The following is a 19329-nucleotide window of genomic DNA, read 5'->3' on the forward strand; positions in this document are numbered from 1 at the left end:
CCGTCGGTCGTCGGACTACGGCGAGATGAGATCCTCCGTGGCGACGGACGAGACCTTGTCTTTCATCGACTGGAGGTCGCTCGTCGGGAGCGGGATGTAGTTGTTCCCCTCGACGAAGACGCTCTGTCCGAACTCGTTGAGGAACATATTGACGAACGCCGCCTCGCGCCGGTCGTAGCCGCCGGCTTCGGGGTTGTTCTCCTCGATGAGCGTGTACATGTGGAGGTCGCGGTTGAGCGGGTACTCGCTGTCGAAGATGGTGTTCTCCGCGTCGCGGCTGGTCTCGTACAGCGTGCCGTCGAACTCGATGGAGATCGGGATGACCGTTTCGCTGGTGAACGCGAGCGCCATGTACGCGATGGCGCCCTCGTTCTGGGAGACGGCCTGCGCGACCTGCTGGTTCTGCCCGAAGCGCGTGTCGACGCCCGACATCGAGGCGTCGGCGGCGCCGAGCATGTTCAGGCGGAACGAGGTGTCCGTCCCGGAGCCCTCGGCGCGGCCGATAGCGTAGATCTCCTGATCGTAGTCGACCCCGTCGATCTCGTTCCAGTTGGTGATCTCGTTCTGGTAGATGCCGCGGATCTCCTCGCCGGTCAGCTGCGCGACGCCGGCGTCGGAGACGTCGGAGCTGACGACGACCGGCTGGCCATCGCGACCGACAACGTTGTCGACGACTGTGTTCTGGGCCTTCTCCTCGGTCCAGTCGAGCTCCGCCGTGATCGGCCCGGAGGAGTTGCCGATGTCGACGAGGCCGTCAGTGACGGCCTCACAGCCGGTCCCGGAGTGGCTCAGGCCGACCGTCGTCGGGAACGGCGGCGAAGAGCGCTGGTCGGTCGGCTCGAAGCCGAACTTCGCTGCGAAGTAGTCGGCGATGAGCATGTCGTCCGCGCCGTCGGCGGAGAGCTGGTCCCAGCCGGGCACCGAGCCCTCGTCGTTCGCGCCCCAGTACTCGCCGTCGCTCGGCGGGGCGTTGGAGTTCCAGTATGAGCTCCCCGTGTTCGAGATTGGGTACACCGTCGAGGAGCCCTCGGCGTTGAGCAGCGCCGTGCTCTGCCCGGAGCCGTCGTCGCCGTCGCCACCGGAGCCGCCGGAGCCACCGTCCCCGCCGTCGCCGCCGCCGCCGTCGCTGCTTCCGCTACAGCCCGCCAACCCGGCGGTTCCGAGCGCTCCGGACGTGATGAGAACTTTCCGCCGCGACACGCCGCCGTCGACCCAGTTCCGGTCTGACATCAGGCGTGGCAACGGGCAAGTCTATTAAACTGGTTTATATTTTTAATATAGTCACCTCTTGTCACGCGAAGAGTCCACAGTATCGGTGGTGAGTACAAGAGACGGTTCTGACAGCTATATACCACCACGTACCGCTCTGTTCGCCTCTGTCCCCGAACACACCGCTCTTAGGAAGGTATACACCGTACTACGCCGAATCCGGCCGTATGAGTGAGAGCGCGCCCGCGGAGACGCCCCTCGACGAACTCGTCGAGTCTGTGGCCGACCGGACCGGCGAGGAACCGGAGTCGATCCGGACCTGGCTCGAACCCTTCACCGACGACGGGAGGGTGACGTCCGCGGCGATCGAGTCGAGCGTCACCGACGTGTCGCAGATACTCGCGACAGCGGAGACGCGGGTCGACCTCGCGACGCGGACCCACGACGAGGCGACCGCCGCCGCCGACGACGCGCCGGACCTCGAGGTCGTCACTGTCCGCCGGCGGGCGTTCGGGGACCGGCTGGACGACCTCCGTGCGGAGGTGGAGGCGCTCGGCGACGACCTCGGCGCGGCGCGGTCGGGGCTGGCCGAGCCGGTGGCGGTGTACCGCGCCGCGGTTGCCCTCCACGAGATAACCACCGAAGCGCAGGACATCGTCCGCGTCGCCCACGACCTCGAAACCGAACTGGAGGCGTTCGAGGCGTGGCTCCGCTCGGCCAACCGACGTCACGGCGCGCTCGTGGACGAGGTCGAGGCCGCCGAGGAGTCCGCCGCGGCCCTCACCGAGACCGTCGAGTCGCTGCGGGACGCGGACGACCCGGACCCGGGACGGCGGTTCGACGCCGCCGTCCAGACGCGCGTCCTCGACCTCGTCGTCGCCGACCTCCGAGCCGAGGCCGACGACCTCCGCGCGTGGGCCCACCGCGACGGCGCCCCCTTCCCGGACGACGTGGACGCGCGGATCGACGATCTCGAATCCGCGGTCGCGGAGCACGCCGACGCGCTCGGCGACCGGCCGGGCCGGGACGGCGAGTTCGGCGAGCGGCTCGACGCGCTCGACGCGGAGCTCGAGGCGGTCGAGCCGCCCGTCGCGTGGGCTCGCGTGGACGAGACCGTCGCGGAGGCTCGGTCGGCGCTGTCCGAGGACGGGGCGCCCGGCGACGAGGCCGCGAACTGAGCCGGCGGCGCCCTCACCTTTTCCACTCTCCGCCGTGTGCGGTTCGGCATGACGCAGATCCCGTCGCTCGTCTCCCGCTCGCTCTCGAACTTCGTCGAGGGGCTGGTCGTGGCGGTCCCGCGGCTGCTCTCGGGGCTGATCTTCCTCGCGCTGGCGTACCTGACGGTGCGGGTCGTCCTCTCGGTCGTCCACGGGTCGATCGAACGGCTGTACGTCGGCGACCGCGAACTGGTCGGCGACCTCATCGTCACGCTCGTCTCCGTGTTCCTCTGGTTCGGCGTCGCGCTCACGTTCCTGAAGGTCGTCGGCATGGGCGACATCGCGGCGAGCCTCGGCACCGCCGTCGGCTTCATCGCCCTCGGGGTCTCCTACGCGCTCTCCGAGATGATCGAGGACACGGTGGCGGGCGTCTACCTCCTGCGGGACCCGGACTTCAACGTCGGCTACCGCGTCGAGTCGAAGGGCGTGACGGGAACGGTCGCCGCCATCGAACTCCGGAAGACGCGGATCGACACCGACGGCGGCGACCGGATCGTGATGGCGAACCGAGAGATAGAGCCGCGGTGGACCCACGACGTGCCCGAGGAGACGACGGGCGGGGCGGTCGACGAACCGACCGACAGCGAGCCGTCGACGACCGACTAAGCGGGGGACCGGCCGACGCCCGACTGAGAGGGGGACCGGCCGACGCCCGACTGAGCGGGGGACCGACCGACGACCGATCGGTCGCAGTCGGCGACGGGCGCCGGCTTGAGCGTGGCTGTCGACTGCCGCCTCCGTGTATTCCGGTCGGTCTCCGAAAATTTATCAATCTGCTCCGAAACCGCCATCCCGCTATGTCAACCACAGCAACTGAGACCGGCGACGGGACCGTCGACGGGGACACGACGCTAGCGGCGCTGTCGCACGCCTCGTCGCTCTTCGCGTCGTTCCTCGGCCCGATTCTCTTCCTGATCCTCGCGGACGACAACGACGAACTCGTCGAGCGGAACGCGAAGAATTCGCTGAACTTCCAGATCGTCGTCTTCGCCGCGCTCATGATTGCCGCCGTCCTGAGCTTCGTGTTCATCGGCCTCCTGCTGTTCCCGATTATCGGCGTCGTCGACCTAGTCTTGGTCCTCGTGGCAACGGTGAAGGCCAACGACGGGCGGGTCTATTCGTACCCGTTCACGCCCGATATCGTCTGAGCGCGTCGCGCCGCGGATCGATTCGCCGACGGCTCTCCGAGCGGTGAACGGACGAAACAGGAAGCGTCGAAGAAAAACGCGGCCGGCTTAGAGCTCGTCCTCGAAGTCTTCGAGGGCGAACACCGTGTCGGCGCCGCGGCGGTCGAGCGTCTCGTTGGCGAGGAGCCAGTAGACGACCGACAGCGCGCGCCGACCCTTGTTGTTCGTCGGGATGACGAGGTCGACGTTCGACAGCTGGTTGTTGGAGTCGCACATCGCGATCACCGGGATACCGACGGTGATGGCCTCTTTGACGGCCTGCGCGTCGCCGATGGGGTCGGTGACCACGACCACGTCCGGCTCGATGTAGCCGGCGTAGTCGGGGTTCGTCAGCGTGCCCGGAATGAAGCGACCGGTGCGGGCGCGGGCGCCGATGGCGTCCGCGAACTTCTCGGCCGGGAACCGACCGTACTGCCGCGAGGATGTGACGAGGATCTGCTCGGGGTTGTAGTTCGCGAGGAAGTCCGCGGCCGTGCGGATCCGCTGGTCGGTCAGGCTCACGTCGAGGACGTACAACCCGTCGTCGCGGACGCGGTGGATGAACCGCTCCATGTCCTTCGTCTTCTGCTGGGTCCCGATGTGGACACCCGCGGAGAGGTAGTCCTCGACGGGGATCAGCAGGTCGACGTCGTCGTCGGGCATGACGTCGTCGTCGAACGGGGAGGCCTCCTCCTCGTCCGCTTCGTCGTCGCCCGCGGCGGTCTCGCTCTCGGCGTCGGCGGCCGTCTCGGCCGCGTCGGCGGTCGGTTCCTCGGTCGTGTCGGCCTCCTCCTCGACCGCCGCGTCGACCGCCTCGGTCTCCGCGTCGTCGTCGAGTTCGACCGCGTCGTTGTCTTCGCTCATGCGTGGTGTGGGCCCGTCATACCGCGTCGTCCGCGATGCGGACCAGTTCGTTCAGCTTGGCGGTTCGCTCGCCGCCGACCGTCCCGGTCTTGATGTAACCGGCGTCGGTCGCCACGGCGAGGTGTGCGATGGTGGTGTCCTCGGTCTCGCCCGAACGGTGAGAGATGACCGTCTCGTACCCGTTGCGGGCGGCGAGCTCGACGGCGTCGAACGCGTCCGACAGCGTCCCGATCTGGTTCGGCTTGATGAGGATGCTGTTGGCCGCGCCGGCGTCGATGCCGTCCTGGAGCCGCTCGACGTTGGTGACGAACAGGTCGTCCCCGCAGATCAGCGTCCGGTCGCCGACCCGGTCGGTCAGGTCCGCGAACGCCTCGTAGTCGTTCTCGTCGAGCGGGTCCTCGACGTACGCGAGGTCGTACTCGTCGACGAGGCCAGCGACATACTCGATCTGCTCGTCGGCCGACTTCGTCTCGTCGCCGTAGACGTACGCCTCGACCTCGTCGTCGTACAGTTCGGCCGCGGCCATGTCGAGACCGAAGCGGATCTCGAAGCCCACGTCCTCCTCGACGCGGTCGACCGCCTCGTCGACGACCTCGAACGCGTCGGCGTCCGAGATGGGGGGCGCCCACGCGCCCTCGTCGCCCTTCGCCGCGGGCACGCCGCGCTCGTCTAACACGTCCGCGACCGCCGCGTGGACCGCGGCGTTCGCGAAGACGGCCTCCGAGACGCTCGGCGCGCCGACGGGCGCCGCGAGGAACTCCTGAATGTGGGTCGCCTCCTTGGCGTGCTCTCCGCCGCCGACGACGTTGCCAAGCGGGATCGGGAAGTTCTCGCCGCGGAACGCCCCGCCGAGGTGCTGGTACAGCGGTGCGCCGAGCACGTCGGCGGCGGCCTTCGCGGCCGCCATCGAGATGGCGACCGCGCTGTTGGCGCCGATGGCGGAAAAGTCGTCCGTCCCGTCGGCGGCGCGGAGTGCGTTGTCGACCGCGCGCTGGTCGCCGGCGTAGACGCCCTCGAGGCGCGGGACCGCGTGTTCGCGGGCCTTCGCGATGGACTCGCTCGCCGGCAGTTCGATCGCTTCGTACTCCCCGGTCGAGGCCCCGCTAGGCGCCGCCCCACGGCCGAAGCCGCCGGACTCGGTGAGCACGTCGGCCTCGACCGTCGGGTTTCCGCGCGAGTCGAGCACGCGACGCAACGAGACGCTGGTAATTCGGGTCATTAGTTGGATTCCCTCCGCACGGTGAACGGGAGCGCGCCCGCGTCGTACTCCTCCGCGGCGACGAGTATCGGCTCCGTCTGGTCCGTGTCGATCAGCACGGGCGCCCCGTAGGACACCTGTAGCGCTCGCGCGCCGAGGATGCGTGCCTTCTCGTATCGATTGTATCGCTGTCCTGACATGGTTACTGGTACGGCGAGACGACGTCCACGAGGTCGCGGTGGCTCACCAGCATGCGCCGGCAGCAGTGCCGGTCGACCCCGAGGTCGTCGAGCACCTCGCCGGGGTCTTCGTCGCCCTCGCGAGCCCGCTCTTTGAACTCTTCCCAGTGTTCACCCACGACGTTGCCGCACGTGAAACACCGGACGGGGATCATCATGACTGGATCACCTCAGCGGTAGGACTTCTGGTAGCGAGCGCGCGCGCCGGGTCCGCCCCACTTCTTGGGTTCGGACTGGCGCACGTCGTTGACCAGCAGGGTGCGGTCGAAGTTCATGTACGCGTCGCGCAGCTCGGCGTCGCCGAGGTGCTGGACGAGGCCGCGGGCGATGGCGGTCCGCGTCGCGTCCGCCTGCCCGCTGAAGCCGCCGCCCTCGACGTCGATGTCGATGTCGACGCCGTCGCGGAGCTCCTCGCCCGCGATGCGGAACGGCTCCAGCATCTTGAGCCGCGCCTGCTCCGGTTCGACCAGCTCGACTGGCTGGGAGTTGATGCGAACGCGACCCTCGCCCTCGCGCACGGTGGCGCGGGCGACGGCCGTCTTCTTCTTGCCTGAGGTGTTCGTTACCATGTGACGTTGGCTCCCAGAGACTCGGAGATCTCCCCGAGCGTGGTGAATTTGATGTTCGAGAGGCGGTCGAGCGAGGTGCCGTCGAGGACGACGCTCTCGACGTCCTCGTCGCGCTCGTAGGGGTTCCCGACGTACACGCGCACGTTCGAGAACGCCTCGCGGCCGTCCTCCGACTTGTACGGCAGCATGCCGCGGATGGCGCGCTTGAAGATTCGGTCGGGGCGCTTGGGGTAGTACGGCCCGCTGTCCGAGCCGAGCTCCGCGCGCTTGTGGTACGTCTCCATCGTCGCCTCCTCGTTGCCGGTGATGACGGCGCGCTCGGCGTTGACGACGGCGACGGTCTCCCCGGCGAGGACGCGCTGGGCGACCTCCGAGGAGACGCGACCGAGGATACAGTCGCGGGCGTCGACGACGACGTCCGCGTCGATCTTCGCGAGACTCATCGGATCACCCGCACGTTGCTTCCTTCGGGGTTCTGTTCGACGTACTGTTCCAGCGCCACTGCTTCGCCGGCCTGGTCGATCTTCGTCCGGGCGGTTCCGGAGAAGTCGACGGCGGCGACGGTAACGTTCGTTTCGAGCACACCGCTGCCCAGCACCTTGCCGGGGACGACGACCGTCTCGTCTTCCTGCGCGTATCGTTCGATACGGCCCAGGTTGACCTCAGCGTGCGTGCGCCGTGGCTTCTCCAGTCGGTCGGCGACGTCCTGCCACACGTTGGCACCGGAGTCACGCGAGACCGACTTCAGATCGGCGATGAGGTTCTGTAGTTTCGGATTCGTCTTGCTACTCATAGCTGTCCCTCCTGAACGGAGAGTTCGTGGAAAACGGAGTGCAGGGAGCAGGATTTGAACCTGCGGACCTCTACAGGACAGCGCCCTGAACGCTGCGCCGTTGGCCTGACTTGGCTATCCCTGCGTACACTCCACCGTATTCCGGCTCCCTTCAAACCACTTTCGGTCCCGGCGTCCCCGCGGTCGGCCGCGGGCGCTCCGTCGGTCGGAGCGGCGCCGCGGCTGCCGGCGGGGGCGACGGTCAGGGGGGTGGTTCGAAGGGCCGTCATTTCCTTATACTGCGACTTTCGTCTGTAGTTCGTCCGCGCGCTCCTCGATGGAGTCGATCGCGCGGAGCAACAGTTCCTCGACGTCGAACGAGCCGTCCGTCTCGATGTGGAAGACGAACGCGCCCGGCACGTCCTCGACCGCGACCTCTTTACCGGGGAACCGTTCCGAGAGGTCGTTGTCGAACTCGTCCGTGAGCTCGATCTCCCCGTCCGGCGTCTCGATGACGCCGCGGAGGATGTTCGGCTCGTCGTCGTCGAACTCGCCGCGGTCGCCCTCGACCGAGACGCGCTGGAGGTGGCGGTAGCCGACAGAGACGCCGCCCTGGTGTTTGGCGTGCTCCTTGCCGGTGTCGAGGACCGCGTCGGCCTCGAACTCCAACCGCTGTCCCTCCTTCAGCTCGATGATCGGAACGTTCTCGTCGGCGACCTCGACGAGCGGGTCGCTGCTCTCGATGTCGCCGGAGTACGCCGTCGCCGGACCTTCGACGTCGAGCGCGAGGGTGACCTCGTCGCCGATATCGAAGTCGTCGAGCGGCGTCGTCAGGGGCACGAGCCCCAGCCGCAGGCCGATCATCTCGTCGAACATGACCGAGGAGTTCTCGACGAACCGGACGGTGTCGATCGAGAACGTCGGGACGTCGGCGATCATCGCGCGGCGGATGCCGTTGGCGAACGCCGGCGTGAGCCCGCGGATCAGCACCCGCGCGCTGCGTTCGTCCCGTTCGACGTACTGGACGTCGAATTCGTCTTCGGTCATGTCAGACTCGCTTGTTCTTCGGCGCCTTCGTCCCGTCGTGCGGGATCGGCGTGACGTCCTCGATGCGCCCGATCTCGACGCCCGCCCGCGAGAGCGCGCGGATCGTCGCCTGCGCACCGGGACCGGTGGACTTGTTGAGGTTGCCGCCGGGACCGCGCACGCGAACGTGCACGCCCTCCAGACCGGCGTCCTTGACGCGCTCGGCGACGACCTCCGCCATCTGCATGGCGGCGTACGGCGACGCCTCGTCGCGGTTCTGCTTCACCACGGTGCCGCCGGACGACTTGGCGATCGTCTCGGCGCCCGTCTCGTCGGTGACCGTGATGAGCGTGTTGTTGAACGACGCGTACACGTGGGCGATGCCCCACTTTCCGTCCTCGGATTCACTCATGGTTGGTTACTCCTGTGACTCCGCGCGCTCGGGGTGGAGATCGTCCGCGAGCGGGCTCGTCTCGTCGAAGGCGATGGCGCCCTCGTCGTCGACGTCCACCTTCACCGACGGGCGCGTGACGCGGGCGCCGTTGACGGTGATGTGGCCGTGGACGATGAACTGGCGGGCCTGCTGGGTTGAGGAGGCGAAGCCCTGTCGGTAGACGACCGTCTGGAGGCGACGCTCCAGCAGGTCGGTCACGTCGAGCGACAGGACCGTCGAGATGTCGTCGTTGTCGCCGAGGATGCCGATCCGGCGGAGCCGCGTAACGAACTCCGCGCCGGCGTCCTGTGCGGCGTCGACGTCACCCTGCGCCTCGCCGAGCAGCCGTCGGGCCTCTCGGCGCATGTTGCGCAGCTCGGACTGGGCGCGCCAGAACTCCTCTTTGTTCTTCAGACCGTACCGCGAGAGGAGGTCGGACTCCTCGGCGATGCGCTCGCCCTGATACGGGTGGTTCGGCGTCTCGTAGCCCTTGGTGTTCTTTCCGGTGCTCATTCGTCGTCACCGCCCTCGTCGTCTTCCATCTCCTCGCGGATCTCCTCGACGTTGACCCCGATGGTCCCCTCCGAGCGACCCGTGGACTTGGTGCGCTGGCCGCGGACCTTCTGCCCGCGCTTGTGGCGCACGCCCTTGTACGATTCGATGATCTTCATCCGGTTGATGTCGTGGCGCCGCTTCTCGTTGACGTCCGTGCCGACGAGGTGCGTCGTCTCTCCGGTGAAGAAGTCGTTCTGTCGGTTCGTCATCCACGACGGGACGTGGTCTTCGAGGTTCTCGGCGATGTCGACCACCGCGTCGATATCCTCCTCGTCGAGGAGCCCGAACGTGGCGTTTCGGTCCACGTCGGCCTTCTCGGCGACCAGCCGCGCCGTGCGCGTGCCGATGCCGTCGAGTTCGGACAGGCTTCGCTCGACCGTCTTCGTCCCGTCGAGGTCCGCGCCCCCGATCCGAACGAAGTACTGGAGGTCTTCCTCCTCCTCCGGCGAGTCGTCCTGTGGTTCTTCCGTGCTCATGTGTTGGTTGTGGTGAGCCCTACCGGCGCGATCCGGCGGTACTCGTCCGTTCGAGCGTTGCGGCGGGGATTCGAACCCCGGAGGCAGTGACGCCACAGAGTTAGCAACCCTGCGCCTTGGGCCAGGCTTGGCTACCGCAACCCGCGTTGTATCATCGCCCTCTCGGACTCGGGGCCCTACGCCCCTACAGTTCGTGCGTTCGTATGCTTCCGCTTTCGGTACTTAAACATCACGAAACGGTCGGGTCGCTGTGGGCGACTCGCACGGTGGCTGCGAGCGTCGTCCCGCGGGCCGCGCCGGTTCGATGGTCGCGTCAGTCCGGTGGCCGCGCCGGTTCGATGGTCGCGTCGCTCGTTTCCGTGAGGCGTACTGTTTAGTGGGTCCCGCGGGAGGGTCCGAATATGAAGGCCGTTCAGTTCGCCGACCACGGCGACCGCGACGTGATCGAGTACGGCGAGTTCCCCGAGCCCGACCCCGACCGCGGCGAGGTGCTCGTCGACGTCAAGGCGGGGGCGTTGAACCACCTCGACGTCTGGACTCGCCGCGGAATGCCCGGCATCGACGTGGAGATGCCGCACATCCCGGGGAGCGACGCCGCGGGCGTCGTGGAGGCCGTCGGTGAGGGCGTGACGCGCTTCGAGCCTGGGGACCACGTCGCCGTGAGCGCCGGCGTCTCCTGCGGCAACTGCGAGTTCTGCCGGAACGGCGAGGAGTCGCTGTGCGTCTCCTTCCACATCATCGGCGAACACGTCCGCGGCGTCCACGCCGAGAAGGCGTCGGTCCCGGCCGAGAACCTCGTCCCGGTCCCCGACGGCGTCGACTGGGAGGTCGCCGGCTCCGCGTCGCTCGTGTTCCAGACCGCGTGGCGGATGCTCCAGACGCGCGCGGACATCGAGGCGGGCGAGAAGGTGCTCGTCTTGGGCGCCTCCGGCGGCGTCGGCCACGCCGCGGTCCAGATCGCCGACCACGCGGGCTGTGAGGTGTTCGCGACCGCCTCCACCGAGGAGAAGCTCGCGCACGCCGAGGACTGCGGCGCCGACCACGTCATCGACTACGAGGCGAACGACTTCGCGGACGAGATCGCGGCGCTCACCGGCAAACGAGGCGTCGACGTCGTCGTCGACCACGTCGGCGAGGCGACCTACCCGAACTCGCTGAAGTCGATGGCGAAGGGCGGCCGGCTCGTCACCTGCGGCGCGACCACCGGCCCGAACCCGGGCGCGGGGCTCAACCGAATCTTCTGGAACCAGCTCTCCGTCATCGGCTCGACGATGGCGACGCCGGGCGAGGTCGACGATGTCCTGGAACTGGTCTGGGACGGGTCCTTCGAGCCCCGCGTCCGGGAGGTCCTCCCGATGAGCGAGGCCGCGCGCGCACACGAGATGATCGAGAATCGTGAGGGCTTTGGCAAAGTGGTGGTTAGACCCGACAGTGAGCTCTGAGACCGACGCGGCCGACGGCGACGCGGCCGATCGCGACGCGGCCGCGGGCGCCGACGGCACTACCGACGGCGGCTATGTCCACGCCCCGGAGGGCGAGAGCGGCGGCGCCGACGGTACGGGGCCGTCGGAGTCGGCCGGTCGGGAGCCGGCGGCCGACGGCTTCGGCCGCGAGGGGTGGGCGCTGACGGCGGCGCTTTTCGTCTGCGCTATCGTCATCCCCGGGATCATCTACGCGTATCCGTACGCGGCCGGGTGGTTCGGGCTCCCCTTTTTCGCCACGTACCTCGTGCTGCCGCTTGTCCCCGCGCTCCTGCTCGGCCTCGTCGCCGTCTGGTCGATGACGGCCGCGACGGCCGACCCCGAGGCGTGAGCGAGCCGGGTCGGTGACGGCGAGCGAGTCCTCGACACGGGCGCCGACGGGCGCGCGCTCCCGCAGCCGAACGACAACCGTTTTGAACGACACCCGCGCAGTGGTGATATGTTGATCACCGTCTCCGGCCCGCCTGGAAGCGGGAAGAGCACCAACGCCGTCCAGCTGGCGGACGCGCTCGGTCTCGGGCACGTCTCCGGCGGCGACATCTTCCGCGAGATGGCGGCCGAACGCGACATGACGCCGGTCGAGTTCAACGAGTTCGCCGAGGAGGACCCGCAGATCGACCGCGACCTCGACCGCCGGCTCCGCGAGATCGCCGTCGAGCGCGACGACGTGGTCCTCGAATCGCGGCTCGCCGGGTGGCTCGCGGCCGACCACGCCGACTTCCGGTTCTGGTTCGACGCGCCGCTGTCGGTCCGCGCGGAGCGGATCGCGGAGCGCGAGGCGAAGCCGACCGACCGCGCGCGAACGGAGACGGAGCGCCGCGAGGCCTCCGAGCGCAAGCGGTACCGGGAGTACTACAACATCGACATCGAAGACCTCTCGATCTACGACGCCGCGTACAACACCGCCCGCTGGGGGCCCGAGCGCTTCCTCGACGTCCTCGTCGCGACCGTCGAAGCGTACGACCCCGACGACGACGAGGGGAAAGCGCCCGTCGACGGCGTCGTGTACGACTTCTGAACCCGCGACTGACCTCCGCATGACAGATCCTTCCGACGCCGACCCCGACCCGCTTAGAGCGCCTCCCGGAGAGCGGTCGGTGCCGGAGCTGCTCCGGTTCGGCGTCGTCAACCTCGACAAGCCCGCCGGGCCCTCCTCGCACCAAGTGTCGGCGTGGGTGCGGGACGCCATAGACGAGACGCTCGCGACGCTCGACCCCGAGGGGCCGCCGACCCGCGGCGTCGCTCACTCGGGGACCCTCGATCCGAAGGTCACTGGCTGTCTCCCCATGCTGACCGGCGACGCGACGCGCATGGCGCAGGTGTTCCTCGAAGGGGCAAAGGAGTACGTCGCGGTGCTGGAGCTCCACGGGTCACCCCCGTCGGACTTCCGGGAAGTCGTCGCCGAGTTCGAGGGCGAGATCTACCAGAAGCCGCCGCGGAAGAGCGCCGTGAGCCGTCGGCTCCGCACGCGGACGGTCCACGAGTTGGACCTGCTGGAGGTCGCCGACCGCCGGGCGCTCCTCCGGATCCGCTGCGAGTCGGGGACGTACGTCCGGAAGCTGTGTCACGACATCGGACTCGCGACGGGGGGCGGCGCGCACATGGGACACCTCCGGCGCAGCGCCACGGATCCGTTCGACGACCGCGACCTCCGCACGCTTCAGGACCTCGTGGACGCGCTCGCGTGGGCCGGGGACGGCGACGACGCGCTCCTCCGCGAGGTGGTCCGCCCGGCGGAGGACGCCCTCGCCCACCTCCCCGCGGTGACGGTCGCCCGGTCGGCCGCCCGCAGCGTCGCGACCGGGGCTCCCGTGTACGCGCCCGGCGTGATCGACGTCGACGACGCGGCGATCCCGGCGGCGGTCCGCGACGACGCGTCGAACGATAGCGACGACGCGTCGAACGATAGCGACGCGCCGACCGACACGGATGGCGACGCGCCGACCGACACGGATGGCGACGCGCCGACTGACCGCGACACGGACCCGGACCCGCCGCTCGCCGCGTGCTTCACGCCGGACGGCACCGCGGTCTGCCTCGGGCGCGTCGTCGGCGACCCGGACGCCGAGAACGGGACGGTTGTCGCCTTGGAGCGCGTTCTTTTATAAATTCGCCGCCCCCAGATGCGGACATGGACGAGCCGGACGCAGACGGAGGCGGAGTGGTAGCCGTCGGGAGCGCGAGCGCCGAGCCCGGAACGCTTGACCGCGGGTGGCTCACGGTCGGGGACCTGCCGACCGGCGGCACGGAACGGCTCCCGGTCGCGGTCGCGAACGGTGCCGCCGACGGGCCGACGCTGTGGCTCACCGGCGGCGTCCACGGCGACGAGGCGACGGGCGTCGCGGTCGTCCAGGACGCGGTCGCGACCTTCGGCGACCGCCTCGCCGACCTCGCCGGCGTTGTCGTCGTCGTGCCCGTCGTCTCCCCGGCCGGCCTGCGCCGGAACGCGCGAGAGACGTACTACGCCGACGAGGACCCGAACCGGCACTTCCCGGCCGCCGACGCGGAGTCGGCCCGCCCGCCGAAGCTCCAAGAGCGGATCGACGCCCGGCTGTACGCCGCGATCACCGGCGAGTCGTCGGACGAGGGGAACGAGTTCTCAGTCGACGCGGTCGGCACCGACGCGACCGCGGACGCACTGATCGACTGTCACACCGCGGGCGTCGGTAGCGAGCCGTTCGCCATCCGCGACCGCGTGCTGTACGGTGACCGACGGAATGAGGCCGAGGCGGCCGCGCTCTCTGAGGACCTCGGCCGACTCGTCGAGGCGTTCGGGCTTCCGGTGGTCCGGGAGTATCCCGCCGCAGAGTACGTCGAAGAGAACCTCCAGCGATCGACCGCGGGCGCCGTACTCAACGAGGCGGGGATCCCGGCGTTCACGGCGGAGCTCGGCGCCCACAGCGTCGTCGACGACGCGCTCCTCGACGCTGGCGTCGCGGGCGTCGTCGGCGTCGCGGTCGAACTCGGGCTCCTTGACGAAGTACCCGAGTCGGCTAGCGAGCCCGGGGTCGGCGTGGCCCCGGCCCCTGTCGAGTTTCCCGTGCGGCGCTTCCGCGGGCCGACGACCGATATCTCCGGACTCGTCCGGCACCGGGTGGCGGCCGGGGACGCGTTCGACGAGGGAGATGTCCTCGCGAGCGTGGTCGACGCCGCGGGCGCGGAGCGCGGGACGGTCGAGGCGGACCGCGATGGGTACGTCCTCGGTCGCGCCGAGGGGCTGGCCGTCTACGAGGGCGACGCGATCGGGAGCCTCGCGGTGCGGGACGCGGGCGACCTCGTGGTCCCGCGGGACGGCGACGACTGAAGCGAAGTCCTTAATTACCGGACCGTCGTTTTTCAGCGTGTAGTCAGGGACCGTGGGGTAGTGGTATCCTATGCGGATGGGGTCCGTATGACCTGAGTTCGACTCTCAGCGGTCCCATACGGAATTCTACGCGGACCGTCCGGATGCGGCTAGCGCGACCGCTGTCGCTCTTCGCGGACGGTGCGACGCGATCCGGGACAGTACACGTGCGGGTCGGTAACGGATGCGTACCTCTTTGCCCGTGTAGAATATCAACGAAACATGAAACGAACGGGCGGTGCATTCCGGATCCTCCTGCTCGCGGGGATCATCTTCCTCGCGGGCTGTGCCGGCGCGGTACCCGGCGATCAGGCGCCGACGGGACCGGACGCGGGCGACGAGACGGCGGCCGAGGCGGCGAACGGCACCGTCGAGGTCCACTTCATCAACGTCGGGCAGTCGGTCAGCACGCTCGTCGTCGGGCCGGAGGGAGCGACCATGCTCGTCGACACGGGTCACTACAACGACGACGGCGAGTACGTGCTGGAGTACCTCCGGCGGCACGACATCACGCGGATCGACCACCTCGTCACCTCGCACAACGACGCGGACCACATCGGCGGCAACGCGGCGATCATCGAGCACTACGAGACGGAGGCCGACGGGATCGGTGCCGTCTACGACCCCGGCATCGCCGCGAGCACGCAGACCTACGCCGAGTACCTCGACGCGGTCGAGGAGCACGACGTGACGCTGTACGAGACGCACGAGGGCGACGCGATCTCGTTCGGCGCGGTCGGCGTCGACGTGCTCGGGCCGCCCGAGCCGTACCTCGAAGGCGAAGCGCGCAACGAGAACAGCGTCGTGCTCAGGCTCACCCACGGCGAGACGAGCTTCCTGCTGTCCGGCGACGCCGAAGACGATCAAGAAGCGTACCTGATCGACGCGTACGGGTCGGAACTGGAGTCGACCGTGCTGAAGGCCGGCCACCACGGCTCGTCGAGCTCGTCGAGCGGCCCGTTCCTCGACGCGGTGGGACCGCGGGCGGTCGTCGTGTCGAGCGCGTACGACTCCCAGTACGGTCACCCGACAGAGGAGGTCCTCCGGCGGTTCGCGGACCGGTCGCTCCCGACCTACTGGACCGCGACGCACGGGACCGTCGTCCTCGTGAGCGACGGGAACGGCGTCTCCGTGCGGACGCAGCGCGACGCGCCCACCGACCCGCTCGCGGTGCGCGACGGCGAGCCGATCGAACCCGGGGCAGGCGGCGAGGTCGTCGAACGCGCTCGGCTCGGCGGCGACCCGGTCGACGGCGGTTCCGGAGGCGGAGGCGACGACGACAGCGACGCCGACGACGACGGCGGCGACACTGACGGAGGGGACGAGACGGCGTCGACCGATCCGGCCGCAGCCTTGGAAGTCGCGGCGATCAACGCGGACGCCGAGGGCGACGACGGCGAGAACCTGAACGACGAGTACGTGATCTTCGAGAACGCGGGCGACGAGCCGATCGACCTGTCCGGGTGGACGGTCGCGGACGAGGCGGCGCACAGCTACGCGTTCCCGGAGGGATACACGCTCGACGCGGGCGCGACGGTGACGCTCCGGACGGGGAGCGGCGCAGACACCGACGCCGAACTGTACTGGGGGGCGGGGTCGCCGGTCTGGAACAACGCCGGCGACACGGTGATACTCTCGAACGCCGCCGGGGAACGCGTGCTTGCGGTGAGCTACGAATGACCGGTATCGATCTCCCCGACGGCGAGTACACCGCGGTCGTGGACGGCGTCGAGGACGGGCTCGCGACCGTGTTCTTCGAGCGCGACGGCGACGAGGTGGGGGACGCGGTGCTGGACGCCTCGCGGCTTCCGCCGGACGGAGGGCATGCCGACGCGGTCCTGTCGGTGACGCTCGACGGCGGGCGTATCGAGGCCGCCTCGTACGAGCCCGAGGAGACGGAGCGTCGCGCCGAGGCGGCGCAGGACCGGTTCGATCGGCTCTCGGAGCGACCGCCGTCCGACGAGGGGGCGTAAGGGCGGCGCCGGTCGCTCCGCAACCACTAAACGCGGCTCGCTCCTTGCTTCGGTAATGGCCGACTGGACGGAGAAGTACCGCCCGAGCACGCTCTCGGAGGTGCGCGGCAACGACAAGGCCCGCGACGCGTTCGCGGAGTGGGCCCGCTCGTGGGACGACCATCACGAGGCGGTCGTCCTCCACGGCAGCCCCGGCGTCGGGAAGACGAGCGCGGCGCACGCGCTCGCGAACGACATGGGGTGGGAGACGGTGGAGCTGAACGCCTCCGACCAGCGCACCGCCGACGTCATCGAGCGGTTCGCGGGCCGGGCCGCGCGGAACGCCACCCTCAGCGGGAGCGCGGCCGGCGGCGGCGCGGCCGGCGGCGACACCGCCTCGCGACAGCTCGTCATCGTCGACGAGGCGGACAACATCCACGGCAACTACGACCGCGGCGGCGCCTCGGCGATCACGAAGCTGGTCAAGGAGTCCGGCCAGCCCATCGTGCTCATCGCCAACGACTACTACGACATGTCGCGGGGGCTCCGGAACGCGACCCAGGAGATCGAGTTCCGCGACGTCTCCGCGCGCTCCATCGTCCCCGTCCTCCGCGACGTCTGCCGCAAGGAGGGAATCGAGTTCGACTCCGACGCCCTCCAGCGGATCGCGGAGGGGAACCGCGGCGACCTCCGAGGCGCGGTCAACGACCTCCAAGCCGCGACGCAGGGGCGTGACTCGATCACGGTCGAGGACGTGGTCACCGGCGACCGCGACAAGGCGCTGGGGCTGTTCCCGTTCCTCGACGCCGTGTTGAAAGAGGAGTCCGCCGAGGAGGCGCTCCGGTCGGCGTACGCCGTCGACGAGACCCCGGACGACCTGACGGCGTGGATCGAGAACAACGTCCTCGACGTGTACGAGCCGGCGGCGGCGGTTCGCGCGTACGACTTCCTCGCGAACGCCGACGTGTGGCTCGGCCGCGTCCGCGCCACGCAGAACTACTCCTACTGGCGGTACGCGACCGACAACGCGGCGGCGGGCGTCGCGTCCGCCCGCGACGGCGAGAAGGGGGGCTGGACCCGGTACGGCCGCCCGCAGTTCTGGTCGTCGTCGGACGCGACCGCCGACGAGGTCGTCGACAAGATTGCGGCCGCGAGCGGCTGTAGCGTCGCGACCGCCAGACGCGAGGTGCTCCCGTTCCTCAAGACCGTCACGCACCACTGTAAGCCCCGCGAGCTGACCGTCGCGATGGCGGCCGCATACGACCTCGACGAGGCGGGCGTCGCCTTCGTTACCGGCTCCGGCGAGTCGACGAACAAGGTCGCGTCGATCGTCGAGGACGCGCAGGCCCGCCGCGAGGAACTGATCGAGGAGCACGCGGACGGCGCCTTCGCGCACGCCGCGGCCGACCGCCGAGACGACGAGAGCGACTCGGGCGCGCCCGACGACCCGGACCGCGACGGCTCCGAGGCGACCGCCGACGGGAGCGACCAGCGCGACTCGGCGGACGGCGCGGCCGCTGACGAAGCGGCCGACGAGGAGGAAGACGACGATCAGGCCGGGCTGACCGACTTCATGTGAGCCGGTCTCGGGGGTAGTTCACCGGTTCCCGCTGCCGCTGAGGGGGGACGAACTCGGCCCCGAACCGCCGTCGCTCACGCCCGCAGGCTCGATCGCATCCACGCGGCAGAACTCGAACCGCGCGCCGCCCTCCCGGCCCTCCGTCACCGAGACGGTCCACCCGTGCGCCTCGGCGATTCGCTCGACGATGGCGAGCCCGAAGCCCGTCCCGTCCTTCGCGGTGGTGTGTCCAGCATCGAAGACGGCGTCTCGCTGGTCGGGGTCGATCCCGGGCCCGTCGTCAGCGACGTAGAACCCCTCGCGCGTCCGCCCGACCCGGACGCGGACCGCGGCCTCGTCGGGGTCCGAGGGAGTGCCGTCGGCCTGCGACCCCGCTCCCGAGGCGAACGTCCTCGGCGCGCCGCGCTCGTCTGGGTCCGACTCGTCGCCGCCGGTGCCGGCCGAGCCGGGTTCGTCCGGGGTCCCGTGTTCGATCGCGTTACGGAAGAGGTTCTCGAGCGCCTGTCGGAGCCGGTCCGCGTCCGACCGGATCGTCGGGAGCGGTGCGTCGACGACGAGCGCGGCGTCGGCCGGTCGGCCCGTCGTCCGCCACGCGCTCTCGACGACCGACCGCAGGTCGGTCGGCTCGGTCGCCTGAACCGTTTTCCCCTCGCGCGCCAGCGTCAGGACGTCGCCGATGAGGTGGTCCATGCGGTCGAGGGCGTCGAGGGCGCGGTCCAGCTGCTCCGTCGACGCGTCGCCGTCGAGGTCGTCGGCCAGTTCGATGTTTCCGACCGCGACGGAGAGGGGGTTCCGGAGGTCGTGGCTCACGACGCTCGCGAACTCCTCCAGCCGCTCGCGCTGTCGTTCCAGCCGTTTGCGACGCTCGACGCGCTCGTCGGCGGGGAAGAGGTACCCCGCCACGTCGCCGCGTTCGGTCGCCCGGCCACGCTCGTGGACCCACTGCGGCTCACTGTCGGACGCGACGCGGTACACCACGTCGACGGGGTCGGTCTCGAGCGCCTCCCGGAGACGGTCGCGGTCCTCGTCGGCCACGCAGTCGAGCCAACCGCCGTCCGGCCGCTCCGGGGCGTGGACCCGCGGATCGTCTCCCGCCTCGATCACGAACCGAGAGGGGTCCCCCTCGGGTCGGCGGTAGGCGATCCCGGGCCGTCGCTTCATCGGTCGTGACACGTGTCAACCAGATTACTCGGTCCACATAAACATTACTCAACTATCACTTGTCATACACTGAGATCAAGTCAAAATAA

The 19329-nt window shown here is 69.4% G+C and carries 24 protein-coding genes and 3 tRNA genes; 12 read left to right on the plus strand and 15 right to left on the minus strand.

Features of this window, described 5'->3' with window-relative positions:
- Positions 1 to 15 precede the first annotated feature (15 nt).
- Positions 16 to 1230, minus strand: coding sequence for a PstS family phosphate ABC transporter substrate-binding protein (locus B9H04_RS01925; protein ID WP_049930749.1), 1215 nt, complete (start codon positions 1228 to 1230; stop codon positions 16 to 18).
- Positions 1231 to 1436: 206 nt separating this feature from the next.
- On the opposite strand from B9H04_RS01925, the gene B9H04_RS01930 reads away from it, so the two are divergent.
- The 3 genes from B9H04_RS01930 (at position 1437) to B9H04_RS01940 (ending at position 3574) form a co-directional block, all read left to right on the plus strand.
- Positions 1437 to 2387: a halo transducer protein gene (locus B9H04_RS01930; protein ID WP_049930748.1), complete on the plus strand. Its 951-nt coding sequence runs from the start codon at positions 1437 to 1439 to the stop codon at positions 2385 to 2387.
- A gap of 48 nt (positions 2388 to 2435) precedes the next feature.
- Entirely contained in the window at positions 2436 to 3032 is a 597-nt protein-coding gene (locus B9H04_RS01935; protein ID WP_049930747.1) for a mechanosensitive ion channel domain-containing protein, read from the plus strand.
- Positions 3033 to 3223: 191 nt separating this feature from the next.
- Positions 3224 to 3574: a DUF4870 domain-containing protein gene (locus B9H04_RS01940; RefSeq protein WP_049930746.1), complete on the plus strand. Its 351-nt coding sequence runs from the start codon at positions 3224 to 3226 to the stop codon at positions 3572 to 3574.
- Positions 3575 to 3661: 87 nt separating this feature from the next.
- On the opposite strand, the gene rpsB is transcribed toward B9H04_RS01940, so the two are convergent.
- The 13 genes from rpsB to B9H04_RS02005 all read right to left on the minus strand — a co-directional run bounded on the left by rpsB (position 3662) and on the right by B9H04_RS02005 (position 9865).
- The gene (rpsB, locus tag B9H04_RS01945; protein WP_049930745.1) at positions 3662 to 4456 is read right to left on the minus strand and encodes a 30S ribosomal protein S2; all 795 of its coding nucleotides are present in this window, start codon (positions 4454 to 4456) and stop codon (positions 3662 to 3664) included.
- Between the two features lie 16 nt (positions 4457 to 4472).
- Positions 4473 to 5675 carry a phosphopyruvate hydratase gene (eno, locus tag B9H04_RS01950; RefSeq protein WP_049930744.1) on the minus strand — a complete coding sequence of 401 codons (1203 nt, stop codon included), beginning with the start codon at positions 5673 to 5675 and terminating at the stop codon, positions 4473 to 4475.
- Positions 5675 to 5854, minus strand: a complete 180-nt coding sequence (locus B9H04_RS01955) for a DNA-directed RNA polymerase subunit K (RefSeq protein ID WP_049930742.1) — start codon at positions 5852 to 5854, stop codon at positions 5675 to 5677. The genes eno and B9H04_RS01955 overlap by 1 nt, the downstream gene beginning before the upstream one ends.
- A gap of 2 nt (positions 5855 to 5856) precedes the next feature.
- Positions 5857 to 6051 carry a DNA-directed RNA polymerase subunit N gene (locus B9H04_RS01960; protein ID WP_006628058.1) on the minus strand — a complete coding sequence of 65 codons (195 nt, stop codon included), beginning with the start codon at positions 6049 to 6051 and terminating at the stop codon, positions 5857 to 5859.
- Positions 6052 to 6063: 12 nt separating this feature from the next.
- Positions 6064 to 6462, minus strand: a complete 399-nt coding sequence (locus tag B9H04_RS01965; RefSeq protein WP_004595258.1) for a 30S ribosomal protein S9 — start codon at positions 6460 to 6462, stop codon at positions 6064 to 6066.
- Complete coding sequence (locus tag B9H04_RS01970; protein ID WP_008367868.1) at positions 6456 to 6905, minus strand: 50S ribosomal protein L13; 450 nt, start codon at positions 6903 to 6905, stop codon at positions 6456 to 6458. The genes B9H04_RS01965 and B9H04_RS01970 overlap by 7 nt, the downstream gene beginning before the upstream one ends.
- Positions 6902 to 7255, minus strand: coding sequence for a 50S ribosomal protein L18e (locus tag B9H04_RS01975; RefSeq protein WP_049930739.1), 354 nt, complete (start codon positions 7253 to 7255; stop codon positions 6902 to 6904). The genes B9H04_RS01970 and B9H04_RS01975 overlap by 4 nt, the downstream gene beginning before the upstream one ends.
- 39 nt (positions 7256 to 7294) lie before the next feature.
- Positions 7295 to 7379 (minus strand) — tRNA-Leu (locus B9H04_RS01980).
- A gap of 149 nt (positions 7380 to 7528) precedes the next feature.
- Positions 7529 to 8281, minus strand: coding sequence for a DNA-directed RNA polymerase subunit D (locus tag B9H04_RS01985; protein WP_049930736.1), 753 nt, complete (start codon positions 8279 to 8281; stop codon positions 7529 to 7531).
- Between the two features lies 1 nt (position 8282).
- Positions 8283 to 8672, minus strand: coding sequence for a 30S ribosomal protein S11 (locus B9H04_RS01990; RefSeq protein ID WP_004046448.1), 390 nt, complete (start codon positions 8670 to 8672; stop codon positions 8283 to 8285).
- 6 nt (positions 8673 to 8678) lie between these two features.
- The gene (locus B9H04_RS01995; protein WP_006112313.1) at positions 8679 to 9206 is read right to left on the minus strand and encodes a 30S ribosomal protein S4; all 528 of its coding nucleotides are present in this window, start codon (positions 9204 to 9206) and stop codon (positions 8679 to 8681) included.
- Positions 9203 to 9724 (minus strand): 30S ribosomal protein S13, encoded by a 522-nt coding sequence (locus B9H04_RS02000; protein WP_049930734.1) that lies wholly within the window; start codon positions 9722 to 9724, stop codon positions 9203 to 9205. Before B9H04_RS02000 ends, B9H04_RS01995 begins: the two co-directional genes overlap by 4 nt.
- Before the next feature lie 55 nt (positions 9725 to 9779).
- A tRNA-Ser gene (locus tag B9H04_RS02005) sits at positions 9780 to 9865 on the minus strand.
- Positions 9866 to 10125: 260 nt separating this feature from the next.
- On the opposite strand from B9H04_RS02005, the gene B9H04_RS02010 reads away from it, so the two are divergent.
- The 9 genes from B9H04_RS02010 to B9H04_RS02050 all read left to right on the plus strand — a co-directional run bounded on the left by B9H04_RS02010 (position 10126) and on the right by B9H04_RS02050 (position 18079).
- Positions 10126 to 11166: a zinc-binding dehydrogenase gene (locus tag B9H04_RS02010; protein WP_049930732.1), complete on the plus strand. Its 1041-nt coding sequence runs from the start codon at positions 10126 to 10128 to the stop codon at positions 11164 to 11166.
- Entirely contained in the window at positions 11156 to 11536 is a 381-nt protein-coding gene (locus B9H04_RS02015) for a hypothetical protein (RefSeq protein ID WP_049930730.1), read from the plus strand. Before B9H04_RS02010 ends, B9H04_RS02015 begins: the two co-directional genes overlap by 11 nt.
- A gap of 108 nt (positions 11537 to 11644) precedes the next feature.
- Entirely contained in the window at positions 11645 to 12223 is a 579-nt protein-coding gene (cmk, locus tag B9H04_RS02020) for a (d)CMP kinase (protein WP_049930728.1), read from the plus strand.
- A 19-nt stretch (positions 12224 to 12242) separates the two neighbouring features.
- The gene (locus B9H04_RS02025; protein WP_049930726.1) at positions 12243 to 13313 is read left to right on the plus strand and encodes an RNA-guided pseudouridylation complex pseudouridine synthase subunit Cbf5; all 1071 of its coding nucleotides are present in this window, start codon (positions 12243 to 12245) and stop codon (positions 13311 to 13313) included.
- A gap of 23 nt (positions 13314 to 13336) precedes the next feature.
- Positions 13337 to 14509, plus strand: coding sequence for a succinylglutamate desuccinylase/aspartoacylase family protein (locus tag B9H04_RS02030; RefSeq protein WP_085682401.1), 1173 nt, complete (start codon positions 13337 to 13339; stop codon positions 14507 to 14509).
- Positions 14510 to 14555: 46 nt separating this feature from the next.
- A tRNA-Pro gene (locus B9H04_RS02035) sits at positions 14556 to 14626 on the plus strand.
- A 144-nt stretch (positions 14627 to 14770) separates the two neighbouring features.
- Entirely contained in the window at positions 14771 to 16228 is a 1458-nt protein-coding gene (locus tag B9H04_RS02040) for a lamin tail domain-containing protein (protein ID WP_049930724.1), read from the plus strand.
- The gene (locus B9H04_RS02045) at positions 16225 to 16521 is read left to right on the plus strand and encodes a DUF3006 domain-containing protein (RefSeq protein ID WP_049930723.1); all 297 of its coding nucleotides are present in this window, start codon (positions 16225 to 16227) and stop codon (positions 16519 to 16521) included. The genes B9H04_RS02040 and B9H04_RS02045 overlap by 4 nt, the downstream gene beginning before the upstream one ends.
- A gap of 55 nt (positions 16522 to 16576) precedes the next feature.
- The gene (locus tag B9H04_RS02050) at positions 16577 to 18079 is read left to right on the plus strand and encodes a replication factor C large subunit (protein WP_049930722.1); all 1503 of its coding nucleotides are present in this window, start codon (positions 16577 to 16579) and stop codon (positions 18077 to 18079) included.
- 18 nt (positions 18080 to 18097) lie between these two features.
- Here the strand turns inward: B9H04_RS02050 and B9H04_RS02055 are convergent, their stop codons facing one another.
- Entirely contained in the window at positions 18098 to 19252 is a 1155-nt protein-coding gene (locus B9H04_RS02055; protein ID WP_049930720.1) for a sensor histidine kinase, read from the minus strand.
- Positions 19253 to 19329 lie beyond the last annotated feature (77 nt).

Source organism: Halorubrum ezzemoulense DSM 17463 (genome assembly GCF_002114285.1).
GTDB classification, from domain to species: Archaea; Halobacteriota; Halobacteria; order Halobacteriales; family Haloferacaceae; genus Halorubrum; species Halorubrum ezzemoulense.